The sequence below is a fragment of the Paraflavitalea soli genome (assembly GCF_003555545.1).
Taxonomy (GTDB): domain Bacteria; phylum Bacteroidota; class Bacteroidia; order Chitinophagales; family Chitinophagaceae; genus Paraflavitalea; species Paraflavitalea soli.
Map to the genome: position 1 here is coordinate 7,115,279 of NZ_CP032157.1, position 25,727 is coordinate 7,141,005.

The 25,727-nt window shown below is 46.7% G+C and carries 23 protein-coding genes; 13 read left to right on the forward strand and 10 right to left on the reverse strand.

Going from position 1 to position 25,727, the window contains the following annotated elements; genetic code table 11:
* Positions 1 to 65: 65 nt before the first annotated feature.
* On the forward strand, positions 66 to 830 hold the full coding sequence (locus D3H65_RS27430; protein ID WP_119053364.1) for a sugar transferase: 765 nt from the start codon (positions 66 to 68) through the stop codon (positions 828 to 830).
* Positions 831 to 860: 30 nt separating this feature from the next.
* Here D3H65_RS27430 and D3H65_RS27435 read toward each other — a convergent pair whose 3' ends face one another.
* The 4 genes from D3H65_RS27435 to D3H65_RS27450 form a co-directional block, all read right to left on the reverse strand.
* A complete protein-coding gene (locus D3H65_RS27435) occupies positions 861 to 2,402 on the reverse strand; it encodes a YifB family Mg chelatase-like AAA ATPase (protein WP_119053365.1) in 1,542 nt (513 codons plus the stop codon).
* 105 nt (positions 2,403 to 2,507) lie between these two features.
* Positions 2,508 to 4,103, reverse strand: coding sequence for a M1 family metallopeptidase (locus D3H65_RS27440; protein WP_119053366.1), 1,596 nt, complete (start codon positions 4,101 to 4,103; stop codon positions 2,508 to 2,510).
* 65 nt (positions 4,104 to 4,168) lie between these two features.
* Positions 4,169 to 5,482, reverse strand: a complete 1,314-nt coding sequence (locus D3H65_RS27445; protein ID WP_119053367.1) for a MutS-related protein — start codon at positions 5,480 to 5,482, stop codon at positions 4,169 to 4,171.
* Between the two features lie 24 nt (positions 5,483 to 5,506).
* Positions 5,507 to 6,892 (reverse strand): dihydroorotase, encoded by a 1,386-nt coding sequence (locus tag D3H65_RS27450; protein ID WP_119053368.1) that lies wholly within the window; start codon positions 6,890 to 6,892, stop codon positions 5,507 to 5,509.
* A gap of 98 nt (positions 6,893 to 6,990) precedes the next feature.
* Between D3H65_RS27450 and D3H65_RS27455 the strand changes: the two genes are divergently transcribed.
* On the forward strand, positions 6,991 to 8,679 hold the full coding sequence (locus D3H65_RS27455) for a hypothetical protein (protein ID WP_119053369.1): 1,689 nt from the start codon (positions 6,991 to 6,993) through the stop codon (positions 8,677 to 8,679).
* Between the two features lie 357 nt (positions 8,680 to 9,036).
* Here the strand turns inward: D3H65_RS27455 and D3H65_RS27460 are convergent, their stop codons facing one another.
* The 6 genes from D3H65_RS27460 to ubiE form a co-directional block, all read right to left on the reverse strand.
* The gene (locus tag D3H65_RS27460; RefSeq protein ID WP_119053370.1) at positions 9,037 to 9,828 is read right to left on the reverse strand and encodes a LytR/AlgR family response regulator transcription factor; all 792 of its coding nucleotides are present in this window, start codon (positions 9,826 to 9,828) and stop codon (positions 9,037 to 9,039) included.
* Positions 9,829 to 9,861: 33 nt separating this feature from the next.
* A complete protein-coding gene (locus tag D3H65_RS27465) occupies positions 9,862 to 11,664 on the reverse strand; it encodes a sensor histidine kinase (protein ID WP_119053371.1) in 1,803 nt (600 codons plus the stop codon).
* 125 nt (positions 11,665 to 11,789) lie between these two features.
* Complete coding sequence (locus D3H65_RS27470; protein WP_119053372.1) at positions 11,790 to 12,758, reverse strand: SMP-30/gluconolactonase/LRE family protein; 969 nt, start codon at positions 12,756 to 12,758, stop codon at positions 11,790 to 11,792.
* Between the two features lie 55 nt (positions 12,759 to 12,813).
* Positions 12,814 to 13,689 carry a helix-turn-helix transcriptional regulator gene (locus tag D3H65_RS27475; protein WP_119053373.1) on the reverse strand — a complete coding sequence of 292 codons (876 nt, stop codon included), beginning with the start codon at positions 13,687 to 13,689 and terminating at the stop codon, positions 12,814 to 12,816.
* A gap of 275 nt (positions 13,690 to 13,964) precedes the next feature.
* A complete protein-coding gene (gene porT, locus D3H65_RS27480) occupies positions 13,965 to 14,711 on the reverse strand; it encodes a type IX secretion/gliding motility protein PorT/SprT (RefSeq protein ID WP_119053374.1) in 747 nt (248 codons plus the stop codon).
* A complete protein-coding gene (ubiE, locus tag D3H65_RS27485) occupies positions 14,675 to 15,427 on the reverse strand; it encodes a bifunctional demethylmenaquinone methyltransferase/2-methoxy-6-polyprenyl-1,4-benzoquinol methylase UbiE (RefSeq protein WP_119054680.1) in 753 nt (250 codons plus the stop codon). The genes porT and ubiE overlap by 37 nt, the downstream gene beginning before the upstream one ends.
* A gap of 356 nt (positions 15,428 to 15,783) precedes the next feature.
* On the opposite strand from ubiE, the gene D3H65_RS27490 reads away from it, so the two are divergent.
* The 11 genes from D3H65_RS27490 (at position 15,784) to D3H65_RS27540 (ending at position 25,670) form a co-directional block, all read left to right on the forward strand.
* Entirely contained in the window at positions 15,784 to 16,662 is an 879-nt protein-coding gene (locus tag D3H65_RS27490) for a UbiA family prenyltransferase (protein ID WP_119053375.1), read from the forward strand.
* Positions 16,655 to 17,755 (forward strand): type III polyketide synthase, encoded by a 1,101-nt coding sequence (locus D3H65_RS27495; RefSeq protein WP_119053376.1) that lies wholly within the window; start codon positions 16,655 to 16,657, stop codon positions 17,753 to 17,755. The genes D3H65_RS27490 and D3H65_RS27495 overlap by 8 nt, the downstream gene beginning before the upstream one ends.
* 99 nt (positions 17,756 to 17,854) lie before the next feature.
* Complete coding sequence (locus D3H65_RS27500) at positions 17,855 to 18,604, forward strand: methyltransferase domain-containing protein (protein WP_119053377.1); 750 nt, start codon at positions 17,855 to 17,857, stop codon at positions 18,602 to 18,604.
* 40 nt (positions 18,605 to 18,644) lie between these two features.
* Entirely contained in the window at positions 18,645 to 19,784 is a 1,140-nt protein-coding gene (locus tag D3H65_RS27505) for an NAD(P)/FAD-dependent oxidoreductase (protein ID WP_119053378.1), read from the forward strand.
* 21 nt (positions 19,785 to 19,805) lie between these two features.
* Positions 19,806 to 21,251: a hypothetical protein gene (locus tag D3H65_RS27510; RefSeq protein ID WP_119053379.1), complete on the forward strand. Its 1,446-nt coding sequence runs from the start codon at positions 19,806 to 19,808 to the stop codon at positions 21,249 to 21,251.
* A gap of 109 nt (positions 21,252 to 21,360) precedes the next feature.
* A complete protein-coding gene (locus D3H65_RS27515; RefSeq protein ID WP_119053380.1) occupies positions 21,361 to 22,047 on the forward strand; it encodes an energy transducer TonB in 687 nt (228 codons plus the stop codon).
* A 92-nt stretch (positions 22,048 to 22,139) separates the two neighbouring features.
* Positions 22,140 to 22,646, forward strand: a complete 507-nt coding sequence (locus tag D3H65_RS27520; protein ID WP_119053381.1) for a GbsR/MarR family transcriptional regulator — start codon at positions 22,140 to 22,142, stop codon at positions 22,644 to 22,646.
* Between the two features lie 8 nt (positions 22,647 to 22,654).
* Positions 22,655 to 23,053, forward strand: a complete 399-nt coding sequence (locus tag D3H65_RS27525; protein ID WP_119053382.1) for a hypothetical protein — start codon at positions 22,655 to 22,657, stop codon at positions 23,051 to 23,053.
* 82 nt (positions 23,054 to 23,135) lie between these two features.
* Complete coding sequence (locus D3H65_RS27530) at positions 23,136 to 24,236, forward strand: epimerase (protein WP_119053383.1); 1,101 nt, start codon at positions 23,136 to 23,138, stop codon at positions 24,234 to 24,236.
* A 139-nt stretch (positions 24,237 to 24,375) separates the two neighbouring features.
* Entirely contained in the window at positions 24,376 to 24,744 is a 369-nt protein-coding gene (locus tag D3H65_RS27535; protein WP_119053384.1) for a CoA-binding protein, read from the forward strand.
* 452 nt (positions 24,745 to 25,196) lie between these two features.
* Positions 25,197 to 25,670 carry a ribonuclease H-like YkuK family protein gene (locus tag D3H65_RS27540; RefSeq protein WP_119053385.1) on the forward strand — a complete coding sequence of 158 codons (474 nt, stop codon included), beginning with the start codon at positions 25,197 to 25,199 and terminating at the stop codon, positions 25,668 to 25,670.
* Positions 25,671 to 25,727: the final 57 nt, after the last annotated feature.

Genomic DNA, 25,727 nt, shown 5'->3' on the forward strand with positions numbered 1-25,727 from the left:
GGCGTAAGTAGAAACAAATTATTATTGAATGGCCTTCCCTCTGGGAAGGAAAAGTACTATTAACGATGATGATAACGACCTTTTCCAAAGTCCAGACCTTTGAAAAAAGAGCTGGAATACCTATTGATTCTACCGCCTTAAGAACCTATCTTATTGAGAAGCGTAACTACTTCTTCTTCAAGAGATTGTTTGATATTGTACTCTCTTCCCTCATTATAGTTTTCCTCTTAAGCTGGTTATTCCCAATTATAGCATTGCTCATAAAGCTCGACACTTCAGGGCCTGTATTCTTTATCCAACGCAGGGTAGGCCGTTGGGGAAAAAGCTTTAAATGCCTGAAATTCAGGACCATGGTGGTGAATGACCAGGCTAATGTAAAGCAAGCTACGGAAAATGATAAGCGTATCACCCGTGTTGGAAATTTCCTGCGTAAATCCAACCTGGATGAGTTTCCCCAGTTCTTCAATGTCCTCATGGGGCAAATGAGCATTGTAGGCCCCAGGCCACATATGCATTCCGATTGCAATACCTTTTCGTCTGTTGTTCATAACTATAAGTTCAGAAATACAGTTAAACCAGGTATTACGGGCCTGGCACAGGTAAAAGGTTACCGTGGTCCTACCAAGAACTTTGAAAGCATTTTTCATCGTTACCAGTTTGACGCCTTTTATATCCGCAATGCTAATTTCTGGCTGGATATGAGGATTGTACGTAAGACTGCTGGACAAACCTTCAAAATGATCTTCTCTAAATTCTTCCCTGGTGACTTGCAGAACGAAGAAGAAACTACACCCAAAAGGTGGACTGCTTCTTTTAGAAGCTTAAACTGATCCGGTTGTTTACCAAGGCCTTATTGGTACTTATTTTCCCCAGTTATCCCTGTCTAAGCTCCTGTATTGAATGGCTTCGGCAATATGCTCAGGCTTAATGGCATCGCTGTCTGAAAGATCGGCGATGGTACGGCTTACTTTAAGTATACGATCATAAGCCCGGGCTGAAAGATTGAGCTTCTCCATGGCTGTTTTGAGCAAATGCTGTCCTACTGTGTTTATAGTACATATTTGTTTGAGCTGCTTGCTGGTCATTTGTGCATTGCAATAAATAGAGGGATAGGCAGCATAACGGACTGCCTGTATTTCCCTGGCCCTGATAACACGCTCCCTGATAACAGAAGAGGTTTCCCCACTTTTTTGCGTGCTAAGTTCTGAGAAAGAAACCGGCGTAACTTCTACATGCAAATCGATCCTGTCCAATAAAGGCCCGGATATTTTACTCAAATACTTTTGTACATGGCCCGGCGGACAGCTGCAAGCCTTGGTTGGATGGTTATAAAATCCACATAAGCATGGGTTCATCGCTGCTATCAAAATAAAGCTGGCCGGAAAGTCAACAACCATCTTCGACCGGGAAATAGTCACCCGCCGTTCTTCTATAGGCTGGCGCATTACTTCCAATACTGTTCTTTTGAATTCCGGCAGCTCATCCAGGAATAATACTCCATTATGTGCCAGTGATATTTCTCCCGGCTGCGGCGTCCCTCCACCTCCTACCAGGGCTACATCACTCACTGTATGGTGTGGAGAACGAAAAGGGCGCCTGGCTATTAACATAGAATTATCGGGCAGTTTCCCGGCCACTGAATGGATCTTGGTAGTTTCCAGCGCTTCCTGTAATGAAAGAGGCGGTAATATCGTAGGCAACCTTTTTGCCAGCATGGTTTTGCCTGCACCCGGCGGACCTACCAGTATGGCATTATGCCCGCCGGCAGCGGCTATTTCCAATGCCCGCTTGATGTTTTCCTGACCTTTCACTTCTGCAAAGTCAAAATCAAAATGATGCTGTGCAGTCAGAAACTCATCTCTGGTATCTACAGTTACCGGCTGTAAGGATTCCTCTTCCCTGAAAAATTGGATCACCTCATTGATATGGCTAACGCCATATACAGCCAGGTTATTGACAATGGCCGCTTCCCTGGAATTTTGTTTGGGCAATATCAGGCCTTTGAAGCCTTCCTTCCGGGTGGTAATGGCAATAGGCAGGGCGCCTTTGATGGGTTGGATAGTACCATCAAGATTCAACTCACCCATGATCACATAGTCTTTTAATTTTTCGGGATTAAGTAATTGCTCTGAAGCTGCCAGGGTCCCTACTGCTATCGCGAGATCAAAAGCTGATCCGGTCTTTTTAATATCTGCCGGCGCCAGGTTCACCACCAGTTTGCGCCGGGGCATGAAATAATTGTTGGTTTTAAGGGCGCTCTCTACCCGCTGCAGGCTTTCTTTAACAGCGCTGTCGGGCAGGCCTACTATATAATAGTCGGCCCCGCTCATTTCATTGACTTCAATAGTTATAGTAATGGCTTCAACACCGTATACGGCACTTCCAAAGGTCTTTACAAGCATGGATATTGGCTATTTATCTTACTGGTTGGAGCAGAAAGATAAATAAAATATATAATACATCGGTCAGCCATCAGCTTGAGAGACCAGGAATCTGTTCGGACAGACCTATAAACCTTTTACAGATCCTTCAAATAGTAGTTTGGTAGCCGGGTCGGCCACTACTTTTTCCACCGGTTTGGTAACGGGTACCACCAGCGTGGTTTGCTTAGATTTTACAGCTACTGTTTTATTGAAGAGGAAGCTACGGTCTTGCCCATAAAAAGATAATTCCAACTGAAACTCAAAAGGTATATCCTGTTGTTGGTTGATGGTGAGTGATACACCCTTTTTATCCTTATCGTATAGCCAGGTGATATCCAATACGGGATGGCCTGCGGTATACAGCCATTGCAGGAAAAACTGCCGCAGGTGCTGACCTGAAACTTCTTCCATGCGCTTACGCAGGTCGTCGGTAGAAGCATTTTTACCACTATAGGCTGCATAATAGGAACGGATGCCTTTCCAGAAAATAGAATCACCCAGTTGATTGCGTAACATATGTAATACCCAGCCGCCTTTCTGGTAGGAGTTGGGATTGAGCAAAGCCATATAATCTTTAACAGAAGAATCTACTATTGGCTTCTTTGATCGTTTGGTGTAGCCAATTACCTGGCTGCGGTCCTCCAGCAACATTTTCCGGGCTGTATCCTGTCCGTACTTATGCTCAAAGTAAAGGATGGTCATATAGGTGGCAAATCCTTCGCTTAACCAGATATGTGCCCACTCTGTTTCTGTAGCCATATCACCAAACCACTGATGGGCTATCTCGTGGGTGAGCAGGGATTCTGATTTACGGGTACCTGTTACTGAATTCTCGGAATAAAAGATAGCGCCTGCATTCTCCAATCCGCCAAACATGGTCTTCGATTGTACATTCGCCAGTTTCTTATAGCCATAAGGGCCTACATTTTTGATAAAGAAAGGGAGTATCTCTGTAGCCTGTGCGTAATCATAAAAGCCCTTGTCCTTATTCTCCGGGTATACCCAACTGTACACGGGAATACATTGTACATCTCCGGCATACTGTACTGCAAAATCGGCTACCCCGATCACCATCACTTTCATGGGAAGGGGCGTAGTTTCTTTATAATGGGTGAGCTTGAGGTTATTGGCCAGCGAGGTCTCTTCTACCTGCACACCATTGGCTACTACCTGGTAATGGTTGGGGGCCGTAACCAGGAAATCGACCGGCGCTTTATCCGCCGGGTGATCTATGCAGGGAAGCCAGTTGCGTGCACGGTTGGGCCAGTTGTCGGCAAAGAACCCACGGTGCTTGTATTTATTCTTGTCGATCACCAGGCCGTCGGCAGGGATACCTTCATAGGTGATCTCTATCTCTCTTTTTTCTCCTGCTTTGGCGGGAAGGTCAATATGGAGCGAATCGGCCGATTGCTGAAAAGTGACGGGTTTATCCTTTTCTGTTACCTGCAGCACCGTCATGCCTTTCCCGTCATTGCGTTTGGATACCAGTTCAAAGGTGAGCTGGCGGGTATCTTTAAGCAATAAAACTTCAATGGTAGCCTTTCCCTGAATGTTATTGTTGTCATCATTCAGTGTGAGTGCAAAACGATAGTGCTGTACATCTATCACAGCACCGGGTTGTTGACCGATGGAATGTTTGATCACAGAAAGTAAGAGTACCAGGAAGACAATTTTCTTCATGCCGGGGGATTTGCTGATGAAGATAGGGCAAAACCAGTAAAAGGCCCCGGGATATGGAAGAGCGGTTACAATCGTTCCAGCAGCTCCACTACTTTTTCCCGCTTCAGGATCAGGTAGCCCAGCCTGTCATTGCTGATGCCTTCCTTCAACTGGTAACTGAAATGCAGTTGGTCTCCATTTACCGTCGTTTCAAAAAAGCGGAAGGAGATATTGGAATATTTCCTGAGGTCTTCCCCTATCTCATACAAGTGGGTTGACAGGATAAAGAGGGCAGACTTTATTTTGATCAATCCCTGGATAACGGTGTAAGAACATTTCATGGCATCCTGTACATTGGTGCCTTTGAATAGTTCATCAATCAGCACCAGCCATTTGCGCCCGTCATTGATCTTTACAATGGTATTGCGGATGCGTTGTACTTCATTGAAGAAATAGCTTTCCCCCTTTACAATATTGTCTACCACATTGATATTACTCAGCAGGCCATCAAAGGTGGTTAAGCGCATGGCGGCAGCTGGTACGCCCATGCCCAGGTGGGCCAGGAATACGGAGGTGCCCACAGCCTTGATAAAGGTGCTTTTGCCCGCCATATTGGCCCCTGTGAGAAAAACGAAGTTGCTTTCCTTGCTCATCTGCACATCATACGGCACGGGGGTAGGCAAGAGGATATGGTATAATTGTTTGGCGTCGATCAATGGCTGGTCCTGTACGATGAATTCCGGGAAACTAAGCTGGAAACGTTGCATGGCCACTGCCATGGAATACCAGGCATCAAAGCGGCCGTAGATATTGATCAACTCAAAAAGCGGCGCTTTAAAGTGATCCCTTACATAGGCGCCATAGTAGATGGTCTGTGTAAGGCTGAACTTGGCGCCTGCGGGTAACTGGCGCAGGTCCTGTATCTCCTTTCTGTTCAGCAGGTCTTTGGCCCGGTGCAGGTAAGAGCGGATCAATACAGGGGCATCATTATTTTCAAACAACTCGATCAGCTGGTGCATGCCCCGTACAAAATCGGCAAAGTGCGACAGGGAATACCTGACCAGTGAAAAGTCGGCCGCATGAAGTACCCTATAGCTGAGCGCATTGACAAAATTGGCCGCACCCATGTAGTCGATGTTGCTGTCGTAAAACCGCTCAATGACCATCACGGTACCATTGGTAATGGTGAGTGGCCAGTCATTGATGTTGTTGTAAATGGTGCGGATGATGTGCTGCGTTTCCTTTATCTGGCGCAGGTCGCTAAATGGATTATGGAAGAATTTTAACAGCCACTCACGTCCTTCTACCGTACGGGTAAAGTTTAGCTTATGAAAAATGGAGAATTCTTCTTCATGCTGAAAAATGGAAAGGTCGTTGTAGGTGGTGATGTCTAATTCCATAGTGCTGGGATAAGTTAATAATAATTATCGCTCAAAAGATAATCGTTGTCCCTTTTGAGATTCATCCCATACCCCATTTCCATAAACCATATGGCCATTTACAAAAGTATTAGTTACGGTAGCCGGAAAGGTAAAGCCCTCCAGCGGGCTCCAGCCGCATTTATAGAGGATATTTCCGGGGGTAATGGTATAAGGCTTCTGCAGGTCTACGATCACCAGATCGGCCCGGTAACCTTCCCGTATGAATCCCCTGTCGGCAATCTGAAAGCAGGTAGCCACGGCATGACTCATTTTTTCTACTACTTTTTCCAGGGAAATGGCGCCTTGTTGCACATAATGCAGCATCAGCAATAGGGAATGCTGTACCAGGGGTAAGCCGGCATGGGATTTTTCGTAGCCCCCGTTGCCAGACGTCAGTTGCAAACTGCCATCTGCGGCGCGTTCATATCCTTTTTCTTCCAGGGTATGGGGCGCATGATCGGTGGCAATTACATCCAGCCGGTCGTCGAGTAAGGCCTGCCACAGGGCTGTGCGGTTGTGAGGGGCTTTGATGGCCGGATTACATTTTATGCGGTTGCCCAAGGTAGCGTAATCATCGCTGGTAAAATGCAAATGGTGCACACATACTTCTGCCGTAATATTCTTTTGGTCGAGGGGCACCATATTGGAGAACAGCTGCAATTCCTTTTCTGTGCTGATATGGAGTATGTGCAGACGGCTATTGTGCTTTTTGGCAAACTGGATAGCGGTTAAGGAAGATTCAAAGCAGCCATTTTCGTCGCGGATAAGTGGATGGTCTGCCGCTTCCAGCGTCCCTTTTTCCTTTTTGATACGTTCCAGGTTGGCTTTGATGATCTTTTCATCCTCGCAGTGGGTAGCGATCAGTACTTCGCTGCCGCCAAATATCTTATCCAGTGTGAGGTAATTGTCTACCAGCAGCCCTCCGGTAGAGGAGCCCATGAATATTTTTACCCCACAGATATCTTTTTTCCGGTCATTTGTTCTCAGCACCTCATCGATGTTATCATTGCTGGTTCCCATAAAAAAGGAGTAGTTGGCCAGTGCAGTGCTGGCACCAATCTTGTACTTATCCTCCAGCAGCTGCTGTGTAAATACGGGGGGTACAGTGTTGGGCATTTCCATAAAGGAGGTAACGCCGCCGGCCACTGCTGCTTTGGATTCTGTATAAATACTGGCCTTATGGGTAAGGCCGGGTTCCCGGAAATGAACCTGGTCATCAATGGCCCCGGGTAATAAATGTTTTCCCTCGCCGTTTATTTCTACAACAGCAATGCCGGGCTGAATAGAGGGGCCGATCTTTTCAATACGCCCATCTTTTATGAGCACATCATTGACTACAGACTTGCCCTCGTTGACCACCGTTATATTCTTAATCAGGTAATTTTGCATATCTTGAATTCTGAATAGTATGTTTTTTGCTAATTTATAGTTCCGTGAATTGCTTTTATAAGCACGGCTCTGCTAGTACCTATTTTAAACAATCGAACATGCAATTTATCGCAAAATCCATTCTCCGGCTGTCCGTTTTATTGTTTCCTGCTGTTTCACTGGCCCAGTCTTCTTACCTGCCCCAGGGCAATAAGCACCAGGTGCTATTGGACCGGTTGGAAATCAAATTGCAGAACAATACCGACCTGAATGTTTCCACCCTCAAACCCCTCAGCCGCCGCATAGCTGTAAGGGCAGGGGAATATGCCGATTCTGTGCAAAAGGCAGGTGGCAACCTCCTTTCTGTCGTGGACCAATATAACCTGAAGAGCCTGTTTATGAATAATTCAGAATGGGCAACGGCTGATACCTCGGGTTTTGCCAGTAAAAGGCCCCTCTGGAATACCTTCTATAAGACCAAGGCCAATTTCCTGGAGGTAAATGAAAAAGATTTCTTCCTGGCGGTCAACCCGGTTATTCAACAACAGCAGTCCATAGAAAGTGATAATACCGATGAAAGGATATTTTTAAATACCAAGGGTGTTGCCCTGCGGGGGATGATCGCCAAGCGCCTGGGTTTTTCGGCTTATTTCACCGATAACCAGGAAAGAGGCCCATTGTTTGTTCAACAGCGCATCATTGCCAATGATGCCGTGCCCGGCGTTGGCTTTTATAAGGATTTTAAGACTACGGCCACGGATTATATCGATGCCCGGGGCTCGATCAACTTCACGGCGGCCAAATACCTCGACTTCCAGTTTGGCTATGATAAGAACTTCATTGGTAATGGCTACCGGAGCTTATTCCTAAGTGATTTTGGCAATAGTTACCTGTTCCTGAAGATCAACACCCGTATCTGGAAACTGGATTACATGAACCTCTTCATGGAACTGGTGCCGCAAACCATCAATATCAATGCAGGTAACAAATTGCTGGACCGCAAGTATACTGCCATCCACCACCTGAGCATGCAAATGACACGGTGGTTGAATATAGGCATATTTGAGGCGGTGACCTTTGGCCGGAGGAACCATTTCGACTTTACCTACCTCAATCCCATTATTTTTCTCAGAGCTTCCGAACAACAGGCTGGCAGCGCTGATAATGCCATTATTGGTCTCGATATAAAAGCCAATGTGGCCAAACGATTCCAGTTTTACGGCCAGTTCATGATGGATGAGTTTAAGCTGAAGGAAGTACGGGATGGCAAGGGATGGTGGGCCAATAAGTTTGGCTTACAGGCCGGCGCCAAATACATTGATGCCTTTGGAGCGAAGAACCTCGACCTGCAGGGTGAGGTAAACTTTCTTCGTCCGTTCAGCTATTCACACTATGATTCTTTGGCCAACTATACCCATTACAACCAGCCCCTGGCGCACCCGCTGGGCGCCAATTTTATAGAAGCTATTGGTATTGTACGGTACCAGCCCCATCCTAAATGGACCACCTCTGCGCGGGTGATACTCTGGCAGCAGGGTACGGATACAGCCAATAGCAATGTGGGTAGCAATATCTTTATGGTCAATACTACGCGGAATGGCGACTATGGTTACAACCTGCCCAATGGACCTAAATCTACCGGCATCAATGCCCAGTTGCTGGCCAGCTATGAAGTGAAGGAAAACCTGTTTCTCGATGCTTCCGTACTTATCCGTCGCTTGTCTTCAGATGTAGTACCCGACCGCAATACCTCTTTATTTACCCTGGCGGTGCGCATGAACATGTTCCGGCGGGAATATGATTATTAAAACTACAAAAGCAGGGGGCACTGCTGCCGTCCTGCTTAATGTAATAGATATTGCCCCGACCTGGGTCTAAGGGTAATACCTGTAAGGAAACCACCCTGTTAGGATTGACTAGATCCCGAACTGCTAAAATACAGGACGACTTACAATGTTGTCATCAACTGGGGTGAATGACAATACTATGTATGTGAAATGAAGAAGTTAGGGTGTAAACAGTTCCGTGTTTAGGGTTTGGGGTTTCGCGTTCTTTGAGTGGAGGCTGCTGATTAAACTTAAAAGATTAAAGGTGCCAGGGTTTGGTACGCAACCCAATATGCGGCAGCAACCCGAAACCAGCAACCCACAACGAGAAACAATTCCTTACCTGAAGTCGAAATTTTTCAGAAACTCTTCTTTATAGTTACGGCCAATGGGCAATTCGATCTTATTGATCTGCACTTCCTGGTCATTAAAGGATTGAATGGCGTTGATGTTAACAGCGTAGGACCGGTGTATGCGCACCAGGGGTTTAAAATTGATCTTCTCCAATAACTGGCTAAGGGATAAACGTAGTACGAATTTCTTTTCCTGGGTAATGACGTTGACGTAATTGTTGTCGGCTTCGATGTAGAGCAGGTCGGGCAGTTTGATCTTTACAAATACATAATTGTTCTTCACAAAAATGTAATCATTCATCTGGAGCACTGTTTCCTTATCGGCTGTGTCGGGTACCGGGCGTTCTGCATTTTTTTCCAGGGGGATCACTTTACCGGCAGACTCCTGGCGGCGGGCCATCGCAAAATTATTAATAGCCAGCTCAATGGCAATCCGCACATTGGTTACGTTATAGGGTTTGGTAAGAAAAGCAGCTGCCTGAATGTTTTTTACCCGGCCTACCGTTACAGGATCGGTGAAAGCCGTCAGGAAAATGACAGGCACAGTCCTTTGTTGCAACAGTTCGATGGCGGTGTCGATACCATCTTTGTCGCCGATAATGTTTACATCCATCAACAGGATATCTACCTTATGTTGGCTAAATAATTCTTTGGCTTCTGTGGCATTGTCTGCGATACCGGCTACCTCGTAGCCGTCATTTTCCAGCCCGGCGGCAAGGTCCATTGCTACAATGGATTCATCTTCTACGATCAGTACACTTATCTTGTCAGTTGCCATGTAATTACATTTTTTAGCACCCTTTTCGGGTGGTTATGCCGCCTGCCGGGGTATCGTAATGGTAAACTCTGTCCCCTCATTGATCACTAATGTTTGTTTTGCCCGCATTTGTTTGCACAAAGCGCCGATCAACTGCTTGCCAAAGGAGTTGCCTTTTTGCTTCCAGGCCTCCTCGTTGATGCCAATGCCATTGTCTTTGATCACAAAGATCATATGGTGGCTGTCTTCTGTAACACGGATCAATAAGGAGGGGTGTTGAATATCCCGGTAGGCATATTTCAGGGAATTGGTGATCATTTCATTTATGATAAGCCCGATGGGCAGCGCCTTATCAATGTCCATCATTTCCCGGTCTATTTTTATTTGCAGGTCAAAACCATCCCGGTCAAAGCCATAGGACGACAGGAGCGATTCGGCCAGGTCGGTCAGGTATTCTTTCATGTTTACCGCTGTAAGCTCTTCTTTCTTATAGAGCCGCTGGTGAATAAAGCTCATAGCCTGTACACGCTGCTGGCTTTCCCGCAATACCGATACGGCGCCCTCATCCTGTACTTTATAGGTTTGCAGGCTCAGCAGGCTGCTCACGATCTGCAGGTTGTTCTTTACCCGGTGATGCAGCTCCTTCATCATCATTTCCAGGTTTTTCGACTGGATGGCTATCTGCTGGCGTTGTTTTTTTACCCGGCGGTACAGCCATATCATACAGGCGGCCAGGCCCGCAAAGACGATCACACCGATCACCAGGAAGGTAATACGCCGGTTGTTGGCATTGCTTTCCAGCTGAAGCATTTGTATCTGTGATTCCTTTTTGGCCGTTTCGTATTTGGTTTGCAGGTCTACTACCTGGTTGGTTTTGGTTACGTTGTTCAATGAGTCATCCATCTTATCGGCCAACACATAATAGAACAAGGCCGAATCGGGTTTACCACCTGCCTTGAACGATTCATGCAATTGCCTGTAAGCATTTACCAAACGTTCCGGCCGGTTCAACTGTATAGCCGATTCCTGCATTTTGCGGGCATACAATAATGCCTGTCCAGCATTATGCATCTTTACATAGGCATTGGAAATATTGCCATAGTTGAAGGAAAGGCTGGCAAGGTTGTGCCGGCTTTTATTATACTCCACTGCCTTGAAAAGGTATTCCAGTGCTTTGGGATAGTCTTTCCTGTATTCCAGGTACACCTGGCTCATATTATTGTACAACTTACCGGCATGTTCTGTTCCCTTGCCGGAAACACTGATCAACTGCAGGGCCTGGTCATAGGCGCCCCAGGCGGTATCATAATAATGTTCAGTACCCTTTAATTTGCCAATATCGCGGTAAAGAATGCCCAGCATATTCAGGGCATTGACCATGCCGGCCGTGTCGGGTACAGATTGGTATAAATTATAAGATTGCCGGCTGTAGAGAATGCTTTTGTCCAGGTATTCTTTGGTGAGGCTGGATCCCGACATATCCTTGTACACCTGGGCCATATGGAGGTGGGCGCCCGCCTGGGGGATGGTAGCTTTTAATTGTTCATAGCTGCTGATTGCCTGGTGAAACTCTTCCAATGCCGTAGTGTAATTGCCTTTATTGCGATTGGCAATAGCTATCTGAACAGTAGCGTCTGCAATGCCCCTGGCATATTTCAACTGCGCTGCCAGCGATTTGGCCTGCCGGGCCATGCTGAACATACTATCCAGGTTAGTCTGAATATAACTGGCAGCCAGTTTGTTCTGGAGATTCACTTTGGCTGTGTCGGCTACATGCGCGGGTAATGCCTTCTGAAGGCTGTCCTGCCAGGCAGCACGGTCTTGTGCTATAGCTGACAAACAGGCAAAAACAAGCATCGTAATACAGATGCTTGTTGCATATGGTGTTTTTTTAGGCAGGGATAGTCGGTTTCCTGCCACGAAGTTAATAGAGAAAGCAGCTATTACATAATCCCTTTAGTAAGCGATATATGACCAATTTTTCATTTTCGTTCTGCCTTCTTTTTCTCCTTGTTTTGTAAAGCAGGTGCTGTCTGGCTGGCCTTCTCTTGTTTTTTATTGGTGAGCGGATATTTTAAGATAGCAGATCCCATCATTTCCGGAACAATCAGCTCACCCTGGGGTGTGAGGGTAAAGTCTGCAGGCCCTGCAATAGGCTCCTGGTTGATGGTCACCACTTGTTGGGTGGTGGGGTACACAGCAAGCAGCAATCCCTTTTTTTCAAAAGCCACCCAATCCGATACCACTACCATAGAATCGTTTGCAATGGCTATGCCATCATAATGTCCACGACGGTCAATGATCCGGGTAAACTGCCTGGGAGAGGCCTTTAAATCAATGAAACCCAATTCGCCGGCAGGAGTATCTCCAAAGACAAAGCTACAGGCATAGAGCCTGTTTTGCCGGACATCCCAGGCCAGTCCGTTAGGGCCTTTAATGGGGTTGGTTAACACCAGTTCCTCCACCTGGGGTTTGGCGGTGAGGTGGATGATGAATATCTTATTAATATCCATGGCCGATACAAACAGGGTCTGTTTGTCTTTAACAGCCAGGTCATTGAGCAATAAGCAGCCTGCTGCACTGCAGCAATCAATCTCATATTTTCTTTGTCCCGTGCGGAGATCAAACCCCAACACCCGGTCTATGTCTGTTACAAACAATATTCCGTTGTTGATAACAGCTCCTTTAGGGGCATGTAATCCATTTACAAAAGCACTGTCGCCCACCTGCCTGCCTGCTTTATCCATTTTCCAGATCACCCCATCGCCATCCTTTTCCGTAGGGGTAAGTTGCCGGCCAATATCTGCTATATAGTAATACTGGCCATCTGTAACTACACTTTCTGGATAACGCACAAAGGTGCCTGTATTGATCTTTTGCCGGGCAAGGGAAGTAGTAGAAAGAATAAGCGTTCCAATGATGAATAAGCCTGATGATAGCATGGATCTCATAAATAATTTTTACAAAACTATTCAGGAGAGCCCCGGTCGTGATAGCAAAATCAGGTCAAATAGTAGCAGTTTTAGACCTGGTAGCTTCTTTGGGTGTGTAGCCAAACCTGGCTTTGTAGCATTTGATAAAATAGGATACATTTTCGAATCCACATTCGAAGGCTACTTCGTTTACATTCTTAGGAGTAGTTTCCAATAGTCGGTTGGCATGTAGGAGACGTTCATTGTTGATCCATTCTTTGGGGGCTGTTTTAAATATACGGGCAAACTCACGTTTAAAGGAGGAGAGGCTCAGTCCGCACAGTTTAGCATAGTCCTGCAGGGCAAAGGGCTTCAGCAGGTTGGCCTTGATCGTTATTTCCAGGGCATCATCGCTTTTATCAAACAACTGCTGCAGGAAATGCAGGAAAGGTATTTTGTATTCTCCGGCCAGTAGTAGCAGGAATAGCTCTTCCAGTTTCAGCTGCAATAGTTTGGAGGTGTTCTCATGCGGGTGCTGTATATACTGCAATACACTGTCACGCACCGTGAGGATCTCACGGGAGCAGGATACCAGCATACGGGCATGGTCAGCAGAAGAGGTGACCGACCGGAGATCAGTATGTTCGGCCACAAAGGATTTCAGGAACTGATCATCCAGGCAAAGCATGAGGGCCGAAAAGCCATCTTTTTCGGCTAAAAAGGTAGACATGAAGTAGGCGCCCCTTTTAAGCAGGATCAGCTCATTGGCCTTGGCTGCAATCACCTGGTCGCCCAGGTGGATCGTTTTGGAACCCCGTATGATAAAGACCAGTGTATGCTCTGTTAGGAAGCCTTCCGTTTTAGGCACCATTTGCATGATCTTGTAGAAGGCCAGCACCGACTTGCCCGAATGATAGGTCACTACATTGGCAGGCGCATTTTCAAACTCCCTGGGAAATCTTGGATACACAGTATAAAAAATTGAAGGCTAAAGGTAGCTAAAAGAGCAGGCTAATAGAAGGCACAAAAAAACCTCCCGTTTTAGCGGGAGGTGCACTAATCAAAATACATTAACCATTAAACCTTATCCTATGATGATATAAAGATATATAATTTATTATCCATAACAAAGCTTTGTGCATAATATGTGCTTATTTTCACATTTATGTGGATAGCCTAATTTCAGCGAATTCCGATTATCCTCATAGCGTTTTGCTGACCTAACGGCCAACGATAGCTTTTTGTTTACCCTTCGAAAATTAAAGAGAATAGGATCATCTTCGAATTGAGCTTGTCGATGGTGTTGGAAAATTTGAGGTTCTGATCACGGGAATGGGTATTCATAAGCCCGTTGCTGAATTTGATCTCCGGGGAGAGAATAAATACGGGGAAGTAAAAGCTAAAACCGATGCCTGCTTCTACGCCAAAGTCATACTTCGACAATTTCACCAGCCCCTCTGCGCGGCGGGCAGTAGAATTGGAAGCGAGGTCATATTCAAACTTAGCCCCACCAAACATATATACGCGGAAGTTACCGATCCTGTCGGACCTGAACTTAAGGTGAATGGGCACTCCCACCAGGATCGATTCCACCCTTTTGGTCATCACTTTAGCCTCTTCTTTGGCGAGATCGGGCGTTTTTAAGGTATAAGTGAGGTTTTTATACGAAAACAGTAATTGCGGGAAAATAGCCCTTACTTCAAAACGGGGGGAGAGCCGGTACGTGTGCATACCTGCCAGTCCGAAGCCACCCGCTCCTTGCGATTCAATAGACTGTATACTGTCCTGCTGTAAAAAGCTGGGGTGGTGGGTAACATTGAAGCGGGAAGTATTATAAATCAGGGCAATGCCTAAAAAGTACTTCTTATCGTCGTGATTGGGAAGATTTAACTCAATTTCCTGCGCCCAGCTGCGGGAGCAGGCCGTCAATAAAGTGAGCACATATGCCAGGCGTATCAACTGGCTCTTTTTCTGCCGCAGTAAATAGTACATATTCCTAAACTCAACCTTTTTAGTGAAGTGTCCGAAAACCCAACTTGTTGTAAAATGTGTAAAAATGTTTCGCCTTCAGGAAATGCTTTAACTGATTTATTTAAATATTGATACGCGTCTTTATTCTTGGTCAGCCAGCGCCCCGCCTGGGGTGCTACGATGTTCATGTACAAATTATAAAGCCCTTTAAACCAGATCTTTCGGGGTTTTGAGAACTCCAGTATCACCAGTTTCCCACCGGGTTTTAACACCCTGTACATCTCACTTAGTCCTTTCTCCAGGTTTTGAAAATTGCGGACCCCGAAAGCGGCCGTAATGGCATCAAACGAATTGTCCTGGAAATTTATTGCTTCGCTATCGCCCTTCTCTAATTCTATATGATTATTTAACAACAGCTTGGCAATCTTTTGCCTGCCCAGCTGGAGCATACCCTCAGAAATATCTATGCCAATTATTTTCCGGGGTTGCAGGTATTTCCAGGTGGTGATCGCCAGATCGGCCGTTCCCGTAGCCACATCCAGTACCTCCTGCGGCTTCAAATCTACCAATTCTTTGATAGCCCGCTTGCGCCAGTACACATCGATGCCGCCGGAAAGAAAGCGGTTCATGAAATCGTACCGGAACGCAATCTGGTCAAACATACTGGCCACCTGCTCTTTCTTGCTTTGCTCAGATCCCTCGAAGGGCACTATGGTATCATGTGAATGATTGGACATGGAGCGCAAAGTTAGGGGAAAGCAGCTGGTTTTCAGTATAGCGCGCGAGGGCTGGTCAAAAGGTTCAGGGTATTTGGATCGGGATTTATTCGCTTCATATTTACAGCTCATTTGGTATTAACCTGCTATTAACCTGAACACTAGCCTTTGATAAACCGTAGATAAGCCGTCTCTTTAAAGGACAGCTTATCTACGGCTTATATACAGCTTATATACGGCTTATCTACAGGTTATCCCAAAACGAGAAGCGAATATGGAGGCTACCAGCGGCGGCGCGGACAGGGACCTGATCCAAAGCGGCCAGCCAGCGGGTAAGCCAGTTTTATCCAATCCGAATCGGTATATTTAATGCACAAATGAGTTCCCACAGCTTGCTACAACGTTCTACTATACAATTACTTCGCTTTCATTTTTCCTTTTTCCTGCTGCCCGTATACCTTTTTGCCCTGGGGCAGGTGCCCGCTATACAGGCTTCCCATGCCTTGCTCATCTTTTTCATCCTGCATGTATTGGTCTATCCCGCCAGCAATGGCTATAATTCCTATATGGACCGGGATGAAGGGAGCATCGGGGGCATCAAAAATCCCCTGCAGCCCACCCGGCAATTATTCCTGGTAAGTGTGGTCATGGATGTTGTGGCGATGTTGTTGAGCCTGTTCATTGGCTATTTATTCACTGCCTGCATTATTGCCTATATACTGGCTTCCCGGGCTTATAGTTACCGGGGCATACGGTTGAAGCAGTATCCGCTGGCGGGTTATCTTACGGTGATCATTTTCCAGGGAGCCGTTACTTTTTTTATGGTTTATCATGGTTGCAGCGTAAACAAAACGACCGATGTGCCGTTAACCGGAATGATAGCGGCCAGTTTACTCATCGGGGGATTTTATCCGCTTACCCAGGTTTACCAGCATGAAGCCGATAAGAAGGATGGGGTGCTCACCATCAGTGCAGCATTGGGATACCGGGGTACTTTTATTTTTACAGCCATCATCTACAGCCTGGCCATGGGATTACTGGCTTACCTGTTCTATAGTACAGGGGAATTTGTAAAATTCCTGGTATTGGCAACTTGTATGCTGCCCATTCTCGTATATTTTTTTAAATGGGCAGGCGGCGTATGGAAAGATGAAAACGTAGCCGATTTTACCCACACCATGCGTATGAACCTGTTGGCATCGGTTTGTACCAATATTGCTTTCCTTATTTTATTAACCTGGAAATTATTTGAGTAAGATCATCTCCATTGGCACAGCTGTACCGGCGTTCAAACACCGTCAGCAGGATATCATGCAATTTATGCAAGCCGTTTATGCCCTTACAGAAGCTGATAAGCGTAAGATCCGGTTCCTGTACCACCAGAGTGCTATAGATACCCGCTATTCCGTTGTTCCCGATTATAGCCGGTCAGCGGCTGAATGGAAATTCTACCCTGCTACGGAGAACCTGGAGCCCTTTCCTTCCCTGGAACAGCGAATGACCTGGTACCATAAATATGCTGCTCCTTTATCCATCCATGCGGTACGGGATTGCCTGGACGGAAAAGTAAAACAGGAGGAGATCACCCACCTGATCACGGTGAGTTGTACAGGCATGAGTGCACCAGGGCTCGACCTTCAATTGATCGAGCTGCTGGAGCTTCCCAGGAATGCCTGGCGCAGTTCCGTCAATTTCATGGGTTGTTATGCGGCTGTTCATGCCCTCAAAATAGCCGATGCCCTTTGCCAGGCCGATAAGCGGGCTAAAGTATTAATTGTATGTACGGAGCTTTGTACCCTGCATTTTCAACGGGAGTCTTCGGTGGATAATATTGCTTCCAGCCTTTTGTTTGGCGATGGAAGTGCGGCCGTATTGGTAACACACAACGATGATGCCCATAAAGGATTACAGATCGATCATTTTTATTCAGAAATAATTCCAAAAGGGAAAGGGGATATGTCGTGGGAGTTGTCTTCTTCCGGATTCCTGATGACATTGAGCAGTTATATTCCCGAGCTGGTAGGAGAGGATTTTGGTGCTTTGACCGGCAGGGCCTTGCAACAGGCCGGTCTTTCACAGGAAGCAATAACGCATTGGTGCATCCACCCCGGTGGTAAAAAGATACTGGAAGCGGTATCGGCAAGTCTGCACCTGAAAAATGATGAGCTGCAAATCTGTGCCGATGTGTTGAGAAATTACGGGAATATGTCTTCTCCTACCATACTGTTTGTATTGAAAAAGCTGATGCTGCAAATGACCGCTGTTCCGCAAAAAGAAACGACACAACGGGTATTCGGAGCGGCTTTTGGACCGGGATTAACGATGGAAACCTTTGTGGCGAGTATGTGAACCGGCAATCGTCAATCGGCAATCGTGAATAGGTCTCGCTGATCATTGAAGTGCGTACGCAGAAGTAATAGGGCCTTTTTAAATAATACATTCAAGTTTGTGAATTTTCGCCATCGATCATACCAGCAGGAATTGCTGGACCGGGATGATATTCCGTTTGCGGATATCCGGAGGAATATGCAGGAACTTGATTTTATCAATACCTGGCTGGGGGGCCATGCTATTACCCTGGCAGGGTTGAAGCAACTGGCCGGGGGCCGGCAAAGCATTTCCGTGTGCGAGGTAGGTTGTGGTGGCGGCGATAACCTGGTAGCCATCCGGCAGTGGTGTGAAAAAAAAGGGATGGCTGCATCTTTCATTGGTATCGATAAAAATCCTGATTGTATAAAAGTGGCGCAGGAAAGAAAGCTGCGCGGTTGCACGTGGATAACGGCCGATTATAAGGATGTGGAGCTGGAGCACAAGCCGGATATTATCTTTTCTTCTTTGTTCTGTCATCATTTCCCGGAACGGGAATTGATAACGCAATTGCAATGGATGTACAGGCATGCACAACGGGGATTTTTTATCAATGACCTGCACCGGCATCCGCTGGCCTATTATTCTATTCAGTGGCTTACGCGGTTATTCTCTAAAAGTTACCTCGTAAAAAATGATGCCCCCTTGTCTGTTGCCAGAGGATTTGTTAAAAATGACTGGGAACAACTTTTTGATAGCGCAGGAATCACTACCTTTTCCGTTGAATGGAAATGGGCGTTCAGATGGTTGGTAGTAGTGGAACGGCAATCGGCAATCGGCAATCGTGAATCGCTTGCTTCGAAGGGGCGGCGAGCCCGTAGCTCCCAATAGCAGTTCATCTGAAAAAATAACACATCATCAATAGCGCTGGTTGAGTCTTGATCCCAAATACGATATTGCCATCATAGGAGGTGGATTGGCAGGGTTAGCCCTGTCTGTTCAGTGCGTGCGGGCCGGCTATCGTACCATCGTATTTGAGCGGGAAAAATACCCTTTTCATAAGGTTTGCGGCGAATACATCAGCCTGGAGAGCTGGAACTTCCTGGAAGAGCTGGGCGTGCCCCTGAGTGATATGCAGCTGCCGGTCATCAACCGCTTGCAGGTGAGTGCACCCAATGGGAAATATATTGAAACTGCCCTGCCTCTGGGGGGATTTGGCATTAGCCGCTATACACTCGATCAACTGCTGGCCAATATCGCACGCAGGGAAGGGGTGGTGCTGATGGAGGAAACGAAAGTGGTCAATGTGGTTTACCGGAATAATGCTTTTGTTATCTTTTCTTCCCGGGGAGAAACAGAAGTGACCATTGCCGCCGGCACTTATGGAAAAAGGGGCAACCTGGATGCCAAGTGGAAGCGGCCTTTTACCCAGGTAAAACCCAATAAGCTCAACCATTTTGTAGGGGTAAAGTACCACATTGAAACCTTTTTTCCGGAAGATCTCATTGCATTACATAATTTTGAGAATGGTTATTGTGGTATATCGCGCATAGAGAACAATAAATATTGCCTCTGCTATCTGACCACCGCCAGGAATCTGCGCAAAAGCCACAATGATATCCAGGCGATGGAGAAAAATATCCTTCAAAAGAATCCATTCCTGGAAAAGATATTTTCCAATGCGCGGTTCCTGTATACAGAACCGCTCACTATTTCCCGGATATCCTTTAATAGAAAAAACCAGGTAGAGAACCATGTATTGATGATTGGTGATGCGGCTGGTATGATCACCCCGCTTTGTGGCAATGGCATGAGCATGGCTTTACATGGCAGTAAGCTGGCCTTTGAGGAGATCAGCCAGTTTATGAAAGGCCAGATTACACGCTATGAAATGGAGCTGCAATACACCCAGCAGTGGGAAAAGCAATTTGGCCGCCGCTTACAGACAGGACGATTGATCCAACGTTTTTTTGGTAGTGCATCTTTATCCAATTTCCTGATAACCGCCGTAAAACCTTTTCCGAAGTTCGTTGCCTTTTTGATAAGGCAAACGCACGGTAAACCTTTTTAGTAGCAACCTTTTTTTAGTAGCATGTTCAAGACCTTACCTTTTTTGGCTGGGCTGTTAATGGTCCAGTTGGCCCTCGTTGCACAGAATTATCATGCTGTGAACGGATCCTCCTTTGCAGGCAGTTTAGGCGTAGGTAATAATCCTGCTTCTATTGTGAATACGCCTTTTGCCTGGGATATAGATATACTTTCTGTACAGGTAAAGCCGGCTACCAATGCGGTGACGCTTCATAATTATTCCCTTCTGTCTTTTGGTGGTACAGCAGAATACCAGTTTGATAAAGGCTATTATGCCCGCTTTATGCAGGCCAATGCCAATGTGAACCTGCTCAATACGCGCATTGCGCTCAGCCGCCGGGCAGCCATTGCCGGAGGCATTAATATCCGGAGTTATTCAAATATCAAAACCAGCCCCTATGCTTTTGTGGATACGATGAAAAGCGCCCGGTCTTTCTTTCTCATGAACGGGGGCAATACCAATTATAGTGCTGACCTGACAAGCAGCAGCTGGCTGGAATTGTTTGGCACCTATGCCCAAACTATTGTGGACAATGAACGCAGCCGCCTCAATGCAGGGATCACCGTACGGGTGTCCCGCGGCCTGTCGGGCGCACATGCCAAACTGGTGAGTGGGGAGGTGGAAAGGATCATAGAGAACGGACAGGAAAAATATGTACTGAAAGATGCGGCCGCACGCTATGGCTATTCTGCCAATTTAGACGGTTGGAAGAAGGAGAAGGGATCGAATCAAAACCTGCAGGATTTTGTGCGGAATAGCGAAGGCGGGGCTTCTTTTGATGTGGGCGTGGAATACCTGATCAAACCTATGGTGATTGCCGATTTCAATGATCCTGCCGAACGCTACTACGATTACGACTGGAAGATCGGTATTGCTATCTTGGATATCGGCTTCAATCAATACAAGTATAGCAACAACAGCCGCACCGTGCGGGGATTCAGGGGTGAGGTAACGGATATGGACCTCGATAAAAAATTCAACAACATCCACGGCATTGCCGGGTTTAATGATAGCCTGGCTACCATCGTGAACAGCATGGGCCGGTTGGCGGGCAATTTCAATGTGATCAATCCTATGCGGGTGGTGGTCAATGTAGACAGGTATTTATTTGATGCTTTTTATATCAATGCGGATCTGTCCATCAACCTTTCTCCCCTGGCGGGCGACCAACGCCTGTACGTAAAGGAAACCAACCTGCTGGCGGTGACACCCCGTTGGGAAACGCGCAACTGGGGATTTTATATGCCGGTATTGTACAATACGGAAAAGCAACTTCGGATAGGCGGGGCTGTAAAAGCAGGACCGCTGTTGCTGGGCATCCACAACTGGGCCACCCTGTTTGCCAAAAATCGTATGCAGAACGGAGGCGGCTACCTGGCTTTGGTGATCCGGGCCGGCCGCGACAGTCAGCACAAACGGGACCGCAAATACGATTGTCCGCCTTATTGACGATTCCCCCTTATTAATTTTATTGGGTTGATTGTGAAAAAGGGTTATTTTTTGCATCTTGCAGGTAACCCCTTAGCAGGGTAGCCACTAACACCCTCAATTCATCATTATGCGATCCCGACAACTGCTGTTGACCATTCTTTTGGTAATGGCCATTACCAACCTCTATAGTCAGGTTTCCCTGAAAGATTATTCTACCAAGGTGAGTGACACCTGCTGGCGGGTGGATTATTATATACCGGCTGGTTCGCTAAACAAGGTAGAATCTTTTAAAGACAGAAAGAAGACAATAGCTCATGGCCGCTTTGTCTTTTATGATGAAAAGGGATATGCAGACTCTACGGGGTTTTATGTAAATGGACAACGCAATGGCACCTGGTATTATTACAATAACAAAGGAAAAGTGCTGCTGTCGAGAGAATATGAGAACGGGATAGTAGTCAGTGAAAAGAAGCATGAACAGGAGCCCGAAGGGAAAGACAAATCACCTAAGCCAGGAGAGGTAGAATCGGAGTTTGAGGGCGGTCTGAAAGGCTGGCAACAATACCTCAACAGGAACCTTCGCTACCCGCGCGAAGCTATAATAGCTGGGATACAGGGAGAAGTACGGGTGGCTTTTGTAGTGAGTGCCGTAGGGGCCGTACAGGATATATGGATCATCAAATCGATAGACCGCTCACTAGACAAAGAAAGCGCCCGGCTATTGGAGGATTCTCCCAACTGGATACCTGCCGAACAGGATGGCCGAAGGGTGAAAAGTTACAAAATACAACCCATCAGGTACCGGACGCAGTAACATGTAGGTGCACAAGGCCATGGGTTCTATATTTTCAATAATATTTGAAACTTCAGAAATGGGGCGTATCTTTACACCTGAAACGATCGTCTATGAAGTTGAGTGAAGCCAAACATCAGTTTATCGACTCCTGGGGTTCCTTTGGAACGCACTGGGGTATTAACCGCACCATGGCGCAGATACATGCCCTGTTGCTGGTAAGTCCCGATCCGCTGAGCCAGGATGATATCATGGAGCAGTTGAGTGTGAGCAGGGGCAATGTGAACATGAATATCAGGGACCTGATAGACTGGGCGCTGGTACAGCGTACCAGCATTCCGGGTGAACGCAGGGAATATTTTGTAGCGGAGAAGGATATCTGGAAAGTGGCCACCACCATCATCAAAGAGCGAAAGCGCCGGGAGCTTGATCCTATGCTGAAACTGATGGACCAGTTGACGGCTATAGAGGGCGATAAGAAAGATAAGGAAGTGAAGCAGTTTGTGGAAACGATGCAGGGTATTAAACGTTTTGGCGACAAGGCGGATAAGATGCTGGATGTATTGGTAAAGGCCGATGAGAACTGGTTTGTAGGTAGCCTGATGAAGTTCTTTAAATAACAGGTTGTATGAAATCATTCAAAAGTATAGATTGTGCTATCCAGGGCGTATTGATTGTGTTGGGTTTTATGATGGGACTTTGGTCGGGTGAAATGTTGAGCGACATGACCTTTTTTACAGGTTATTTCCTCGTGGGCGGCTGGCAGCTGATCAGTGTGATCGTGCACTTTTTTTACGACCCGCCTTATAAAACACTCATGCGCAGGATCTACCTCTATACATTGGGCGTCGTGATCCTCGCCCTGGTGGTATCACTTCCGGCAGATGGAATTATTACCATGTTGTTTGTGCTCTTGTTCTTCTCGCCCATCATGGCCGTGTATTACCTGATCACCTGTATTAGAGAAACCCAACAGCTGTCGCTGATCATGGCACAGGCTGTCAATCCTGATAAACTGCCAGGTTGAGCAGGCGACAGGTAAAACAACAGATCATAAACCGGGCAACCGGTCTTTTTTATACCGTATTATTTCAGTTATTTCTGAAAATATGAAAAACAAGAAAATAATCATTGCGGGAGGTACTGGTTTTATCGGTCAGGCAATGGCGCAGTATTTTGGAAAAGACAACCATGTGGTCATCCTCACCCGCCAATCGGTCAACGGCCACAATAACAATCCCAATCGTTTGCTAAAAGCCTCCGATGGTTATAATGTAACTTATTGGCGATGGGATGGCAAGCACGTAGAGCAACATTGGCTCAATGATATAGAAGATTGTGATGTAGTAATCAACCTGGCGGGGAAATCGGTGAATTGCCGGTACAATGAGCGTAATAAACAGGAAGTGCTGGCGAGCAGGGTAGATGCTACCCAGGCTATTGGTCAGGCCATACGCCACGCTAAAAATCCCCCGCAGTTATGGATCAATGCTGCATCAGCTACCATTTACCGTCATGCGATGGACAGGCCACAGGAAGAAGAGAATGGGGAGATCAGCGACCTGAAGCAGGATAACATGCCCTATTCATTCCTCGACAGGCTGCGTTACCGGTGGAAGAAGGCGAGGGCAACCTTATTGCATGGAAAGAATTCAGCATCCTATCAAATGCTGAACAAAGACTTTTCGGTTGGCATTTGCCAGCAGTGGGAACAAACCTTTTTTGAGGAGCATACACCTGCTACCCGTAAGGTGGCGTTGCGGGCGGCCATTACATTGGGAGCAGGTGGCGTGATGGTGCCTTACTTCAACCTGCTGAAGGCAGGGCTGGGCGGCTACCAGGGAAATGGCCGGCAAATGTACAGTTGGATCCATGAAGAAGACCTGTGCCGGATAGTGGAATGGTGCTATGATCACCCGGAAGCGGAAGGCGTATACAATTGTGCAGCTCCTAACCCGGTCACCAATACTGATTTTATGCGCACCTTGCGCAGGGCTACCGGCCATAAGTTTGGGTTGCCCGCTTTTACCTGGATGCTGGAGCTGGGGGCAGGATTGATAGGCACAGAATCGGAGCTGGTACTGAAGAGCCGCTGGGTATTGCCCGGCAGGTTGTTGAGGTCGGGGTTCCGGTTTAAATACTTACAGGCCGATGAAGCCTTGCAGGATATTGTGCGTAAGACGCCGAGGAAGAAATATCATTTGTTCTAAAAAGGCAACGAGGCACAAGGCATAGAGGCAACGAGGGAAAAGGGGCCGGGAGCAGTAGACAGCTTGGGGCCGGACTCAGCAGGACAGCCGACATCAAACCAAATAACCGCTATATTCGTTATAATATAAAGCATTCAGCATGGGCACAGCTAAAAAGACAGTAGTATTGGGTGCATCAGACAATCCGGAACGTTATAGTTTCCTGGCAATTAACAGGCTACGGGCCAATAACCATCCGGTAGTGGCTATCGGGCGTAAGCAGGCCAAGGTGGCAGATGTACAGGTAGAAACTGAACAAAAGCCCGTTGAAGCCGTAGATACCGTGACGTTGTACCTGAATCCCGCTCACCAAAAAGAGTACTACGACTATATCTTTTCCCTGCATCCTAAGCGCATTATCTTCAATCCCGGCGCCGAAAATGAAGAACTGGCTACACTGGCTAAAGAAAAAGGGATACAGCCTATGGAGGCCTGTACGCTCGTTTTATTGAGTACGGGGCAGTTTTAACCCCGCAGCCGGCAATCAGCAGTCGGCAATGCACGGGCGTTTACCGGGTGCGTTGGGCATTAAAATAAAATTAAGGAGCCCATAAAATAACTGTTTCTCCCGGTCGTTTATGATTCTGACCCTGCTATTCTATTCCATTGTTTTGATCGTACCCTTCTATCCAATTCCTGATCGTTTAAATTAATAACGTGTATGAAAAACCTTTACACTACAAGGTTCTCATCATCCCATTTTATTGTTTATTAATCCATCACTATACATCCGGCACAGATAACCCTGTGCGGACGAGATAACCGTACTTTTTTGGTTTAAATCACGAAATCCCTACCCTGCATGTGGGTTGTTCTGCTGGCCGGAACAGCCCATTCCTTTTAATTGGTAACGATGTATTAACACCCTGCCTTTTTGGTAAAGCAGTGCTTTTTCGGTAAATTCGAAAAACCCATTTCAATATGATCTGGAGAAAATTTAACGGCGATCCGCTCGACTTACCCATTTTTGATGCTGTGGAAGCAGCCATCAAACGCGAAAGCGACAAAGGCTATCACCTCAAAGTTTGCATTGGTACCGACTCACAGGTAAAAGGTTCCGACACTGAATTTGCTACGGTTATTGTCTTCCTGCGGGAGGGACATGGAGGTTTCATGTTCATTCACAACGAGAAGACAAAACTGCAATATTCTATTAAGGAGCGTATGCTGGTGGAGGTAGCCAAAAGCATTGAAATTGCTTATGAACTTTGCCATCTTTTTACAGCGTATGATGTTGACATGGAAGTTCATGCCGATATTAATACCAACCCGCATTTCAAAAGTAATGATGCGTTGAAAGAGGCCATGGGGTATATACTGGGAATGGGCTTTGCCTTCAAGGCCAAACCGGAAGCCTTTGCCAGCAGTAGCTGTGCCAACAAGGTAGTTAACTAAAAACCCTCGCTGCTACAGTCGGGGGTTTTTTAATGTAAAGTTGTGACGTACACACAG

Coding starts and splice junctions, on each gene's coding strand:
- D3H65_RS27430 (WP_119053364.1), top strand. CDS start 66: ATGATGATAACGACCTTTTCCAAAGTCCAGACCTTTGAAAAAAGAGCT.
- D3H65_RS27435 (WP_119053365.1), bottom strand. CDS start 2,402: ATGCTTGTAAAGACCTTTGGAAGTGCCGTATACGGTGTTGAAGCCATT.
- D3H65_RS27440 (WP_119053366.1), bottom strand. CDS start 4,103: ATGAAGAAAATTGTCTTCCTGGTACTCTTACTTTCTGTGATCAAACAT.
- D3H65_RS27445 (WP_119053367.1), bottom strand. CDS start 5,482: ATGGAATTAGACATCACCACCTACAACGACCTTTCCATTTTTCAGCAT.
- D3H65_RS27450 (WP_119053368.1), bottom strand. CDS start 6,892: ATGCAAAATTACCTGATTAAGAATATAACGGTGGTCAACGAGGGCAAG.
- D3H65_RS27455 (WP_119053369.1), top strand. CDS start 6,991: ATGCAATTTATCGCAAAATCCATTCTCCGGCTGTCCGTTTTATTGTTT.
- D3H65_RS27460 (WP_119053370.1), bottom strand. CDS start 9,828: ATGGCAACTGACAAGATAAGTGTACTGATCGTAGAAGATGAATCCATT.
- D3H65_RS27465 (WP_119053371.1), bottom strand. CDS start 11,664: ATGCTTGTTTTTGCCTGTTTGTCAGCTATAGCACAAGACCGTGCTGCC.
- D3H65_RS27470 (WP_119053372.1), bottom strand. CDS start 12,758: ATGAGATCCATGCTATCATCAGGCTTATTCATCATTGGAACGCTTATT.
- porT (WP_119053374.1), bottom strand. CDS start 14,711: ATGTACTATTTACTGCGGCAGAAAAAGAGCCAGTTGATACGCCTGGCA.
- ubiE (WP_119054680.1), bottom strand. CDS start 15,427: ATGTCCAATCATTCACATGATACCATAGTGCCCTTCGAGGGATCTGAG.
- D3H65_RS27490 (WP_119053375.1), top strand. CDS start 15,784: ATGAGTTCCCACAGCTTGCTACAACGTTCTACTATACAATTACTTCGC.
- D3H65_RS27510 (WP_119053379.1), top strand. CDS start 19,806: ATGTTCAAGACCTTACCTTTTTTGGCTGGGCTGTTAATGGTCCAGTTG.
- D3H65_RS27515 (WP_119053380.1), top strand. CDS start 21,361: ATGCGATCCCGACAACTGCTGTTGACCATTCTTTTGGTAATGGCCATT.
- D3H65_RS27520 (WP_119053381.1), top strand. CDS start 22,140: ATGAAGTTGAGTGAAGCCAAACATCAGTTTATCGACTCCTGGGGTTCC.
- D3H65_RS27525 (WP_119053382.1), top strand. CDS start 22,655: ATGAAATCATTCAAAAGTATAGATTGTGCTATCCAGGGCGTATTGATT.
- D3H65_RS27530 (WP_119053383.1), top strand. CDS start 23,136: ATGAAAAACAAGAAAATAATCATTGCGGGAGGTACTGGTTTTATCGGT.
- D3H65_RS27535 (WP_119053384.1), top strand. CDS start 24,376: ATGGGCACAGCTAAAAAGACAGTAGTATTGGGTGCATCAGACAATCCG.
- D3H65_RS27540 (WP_119053385.1), top strand. CDS start 25,197: ATGATCTGGAGAAAATTTAACGGCGATCCGCTCGACTTACCCATTTTT.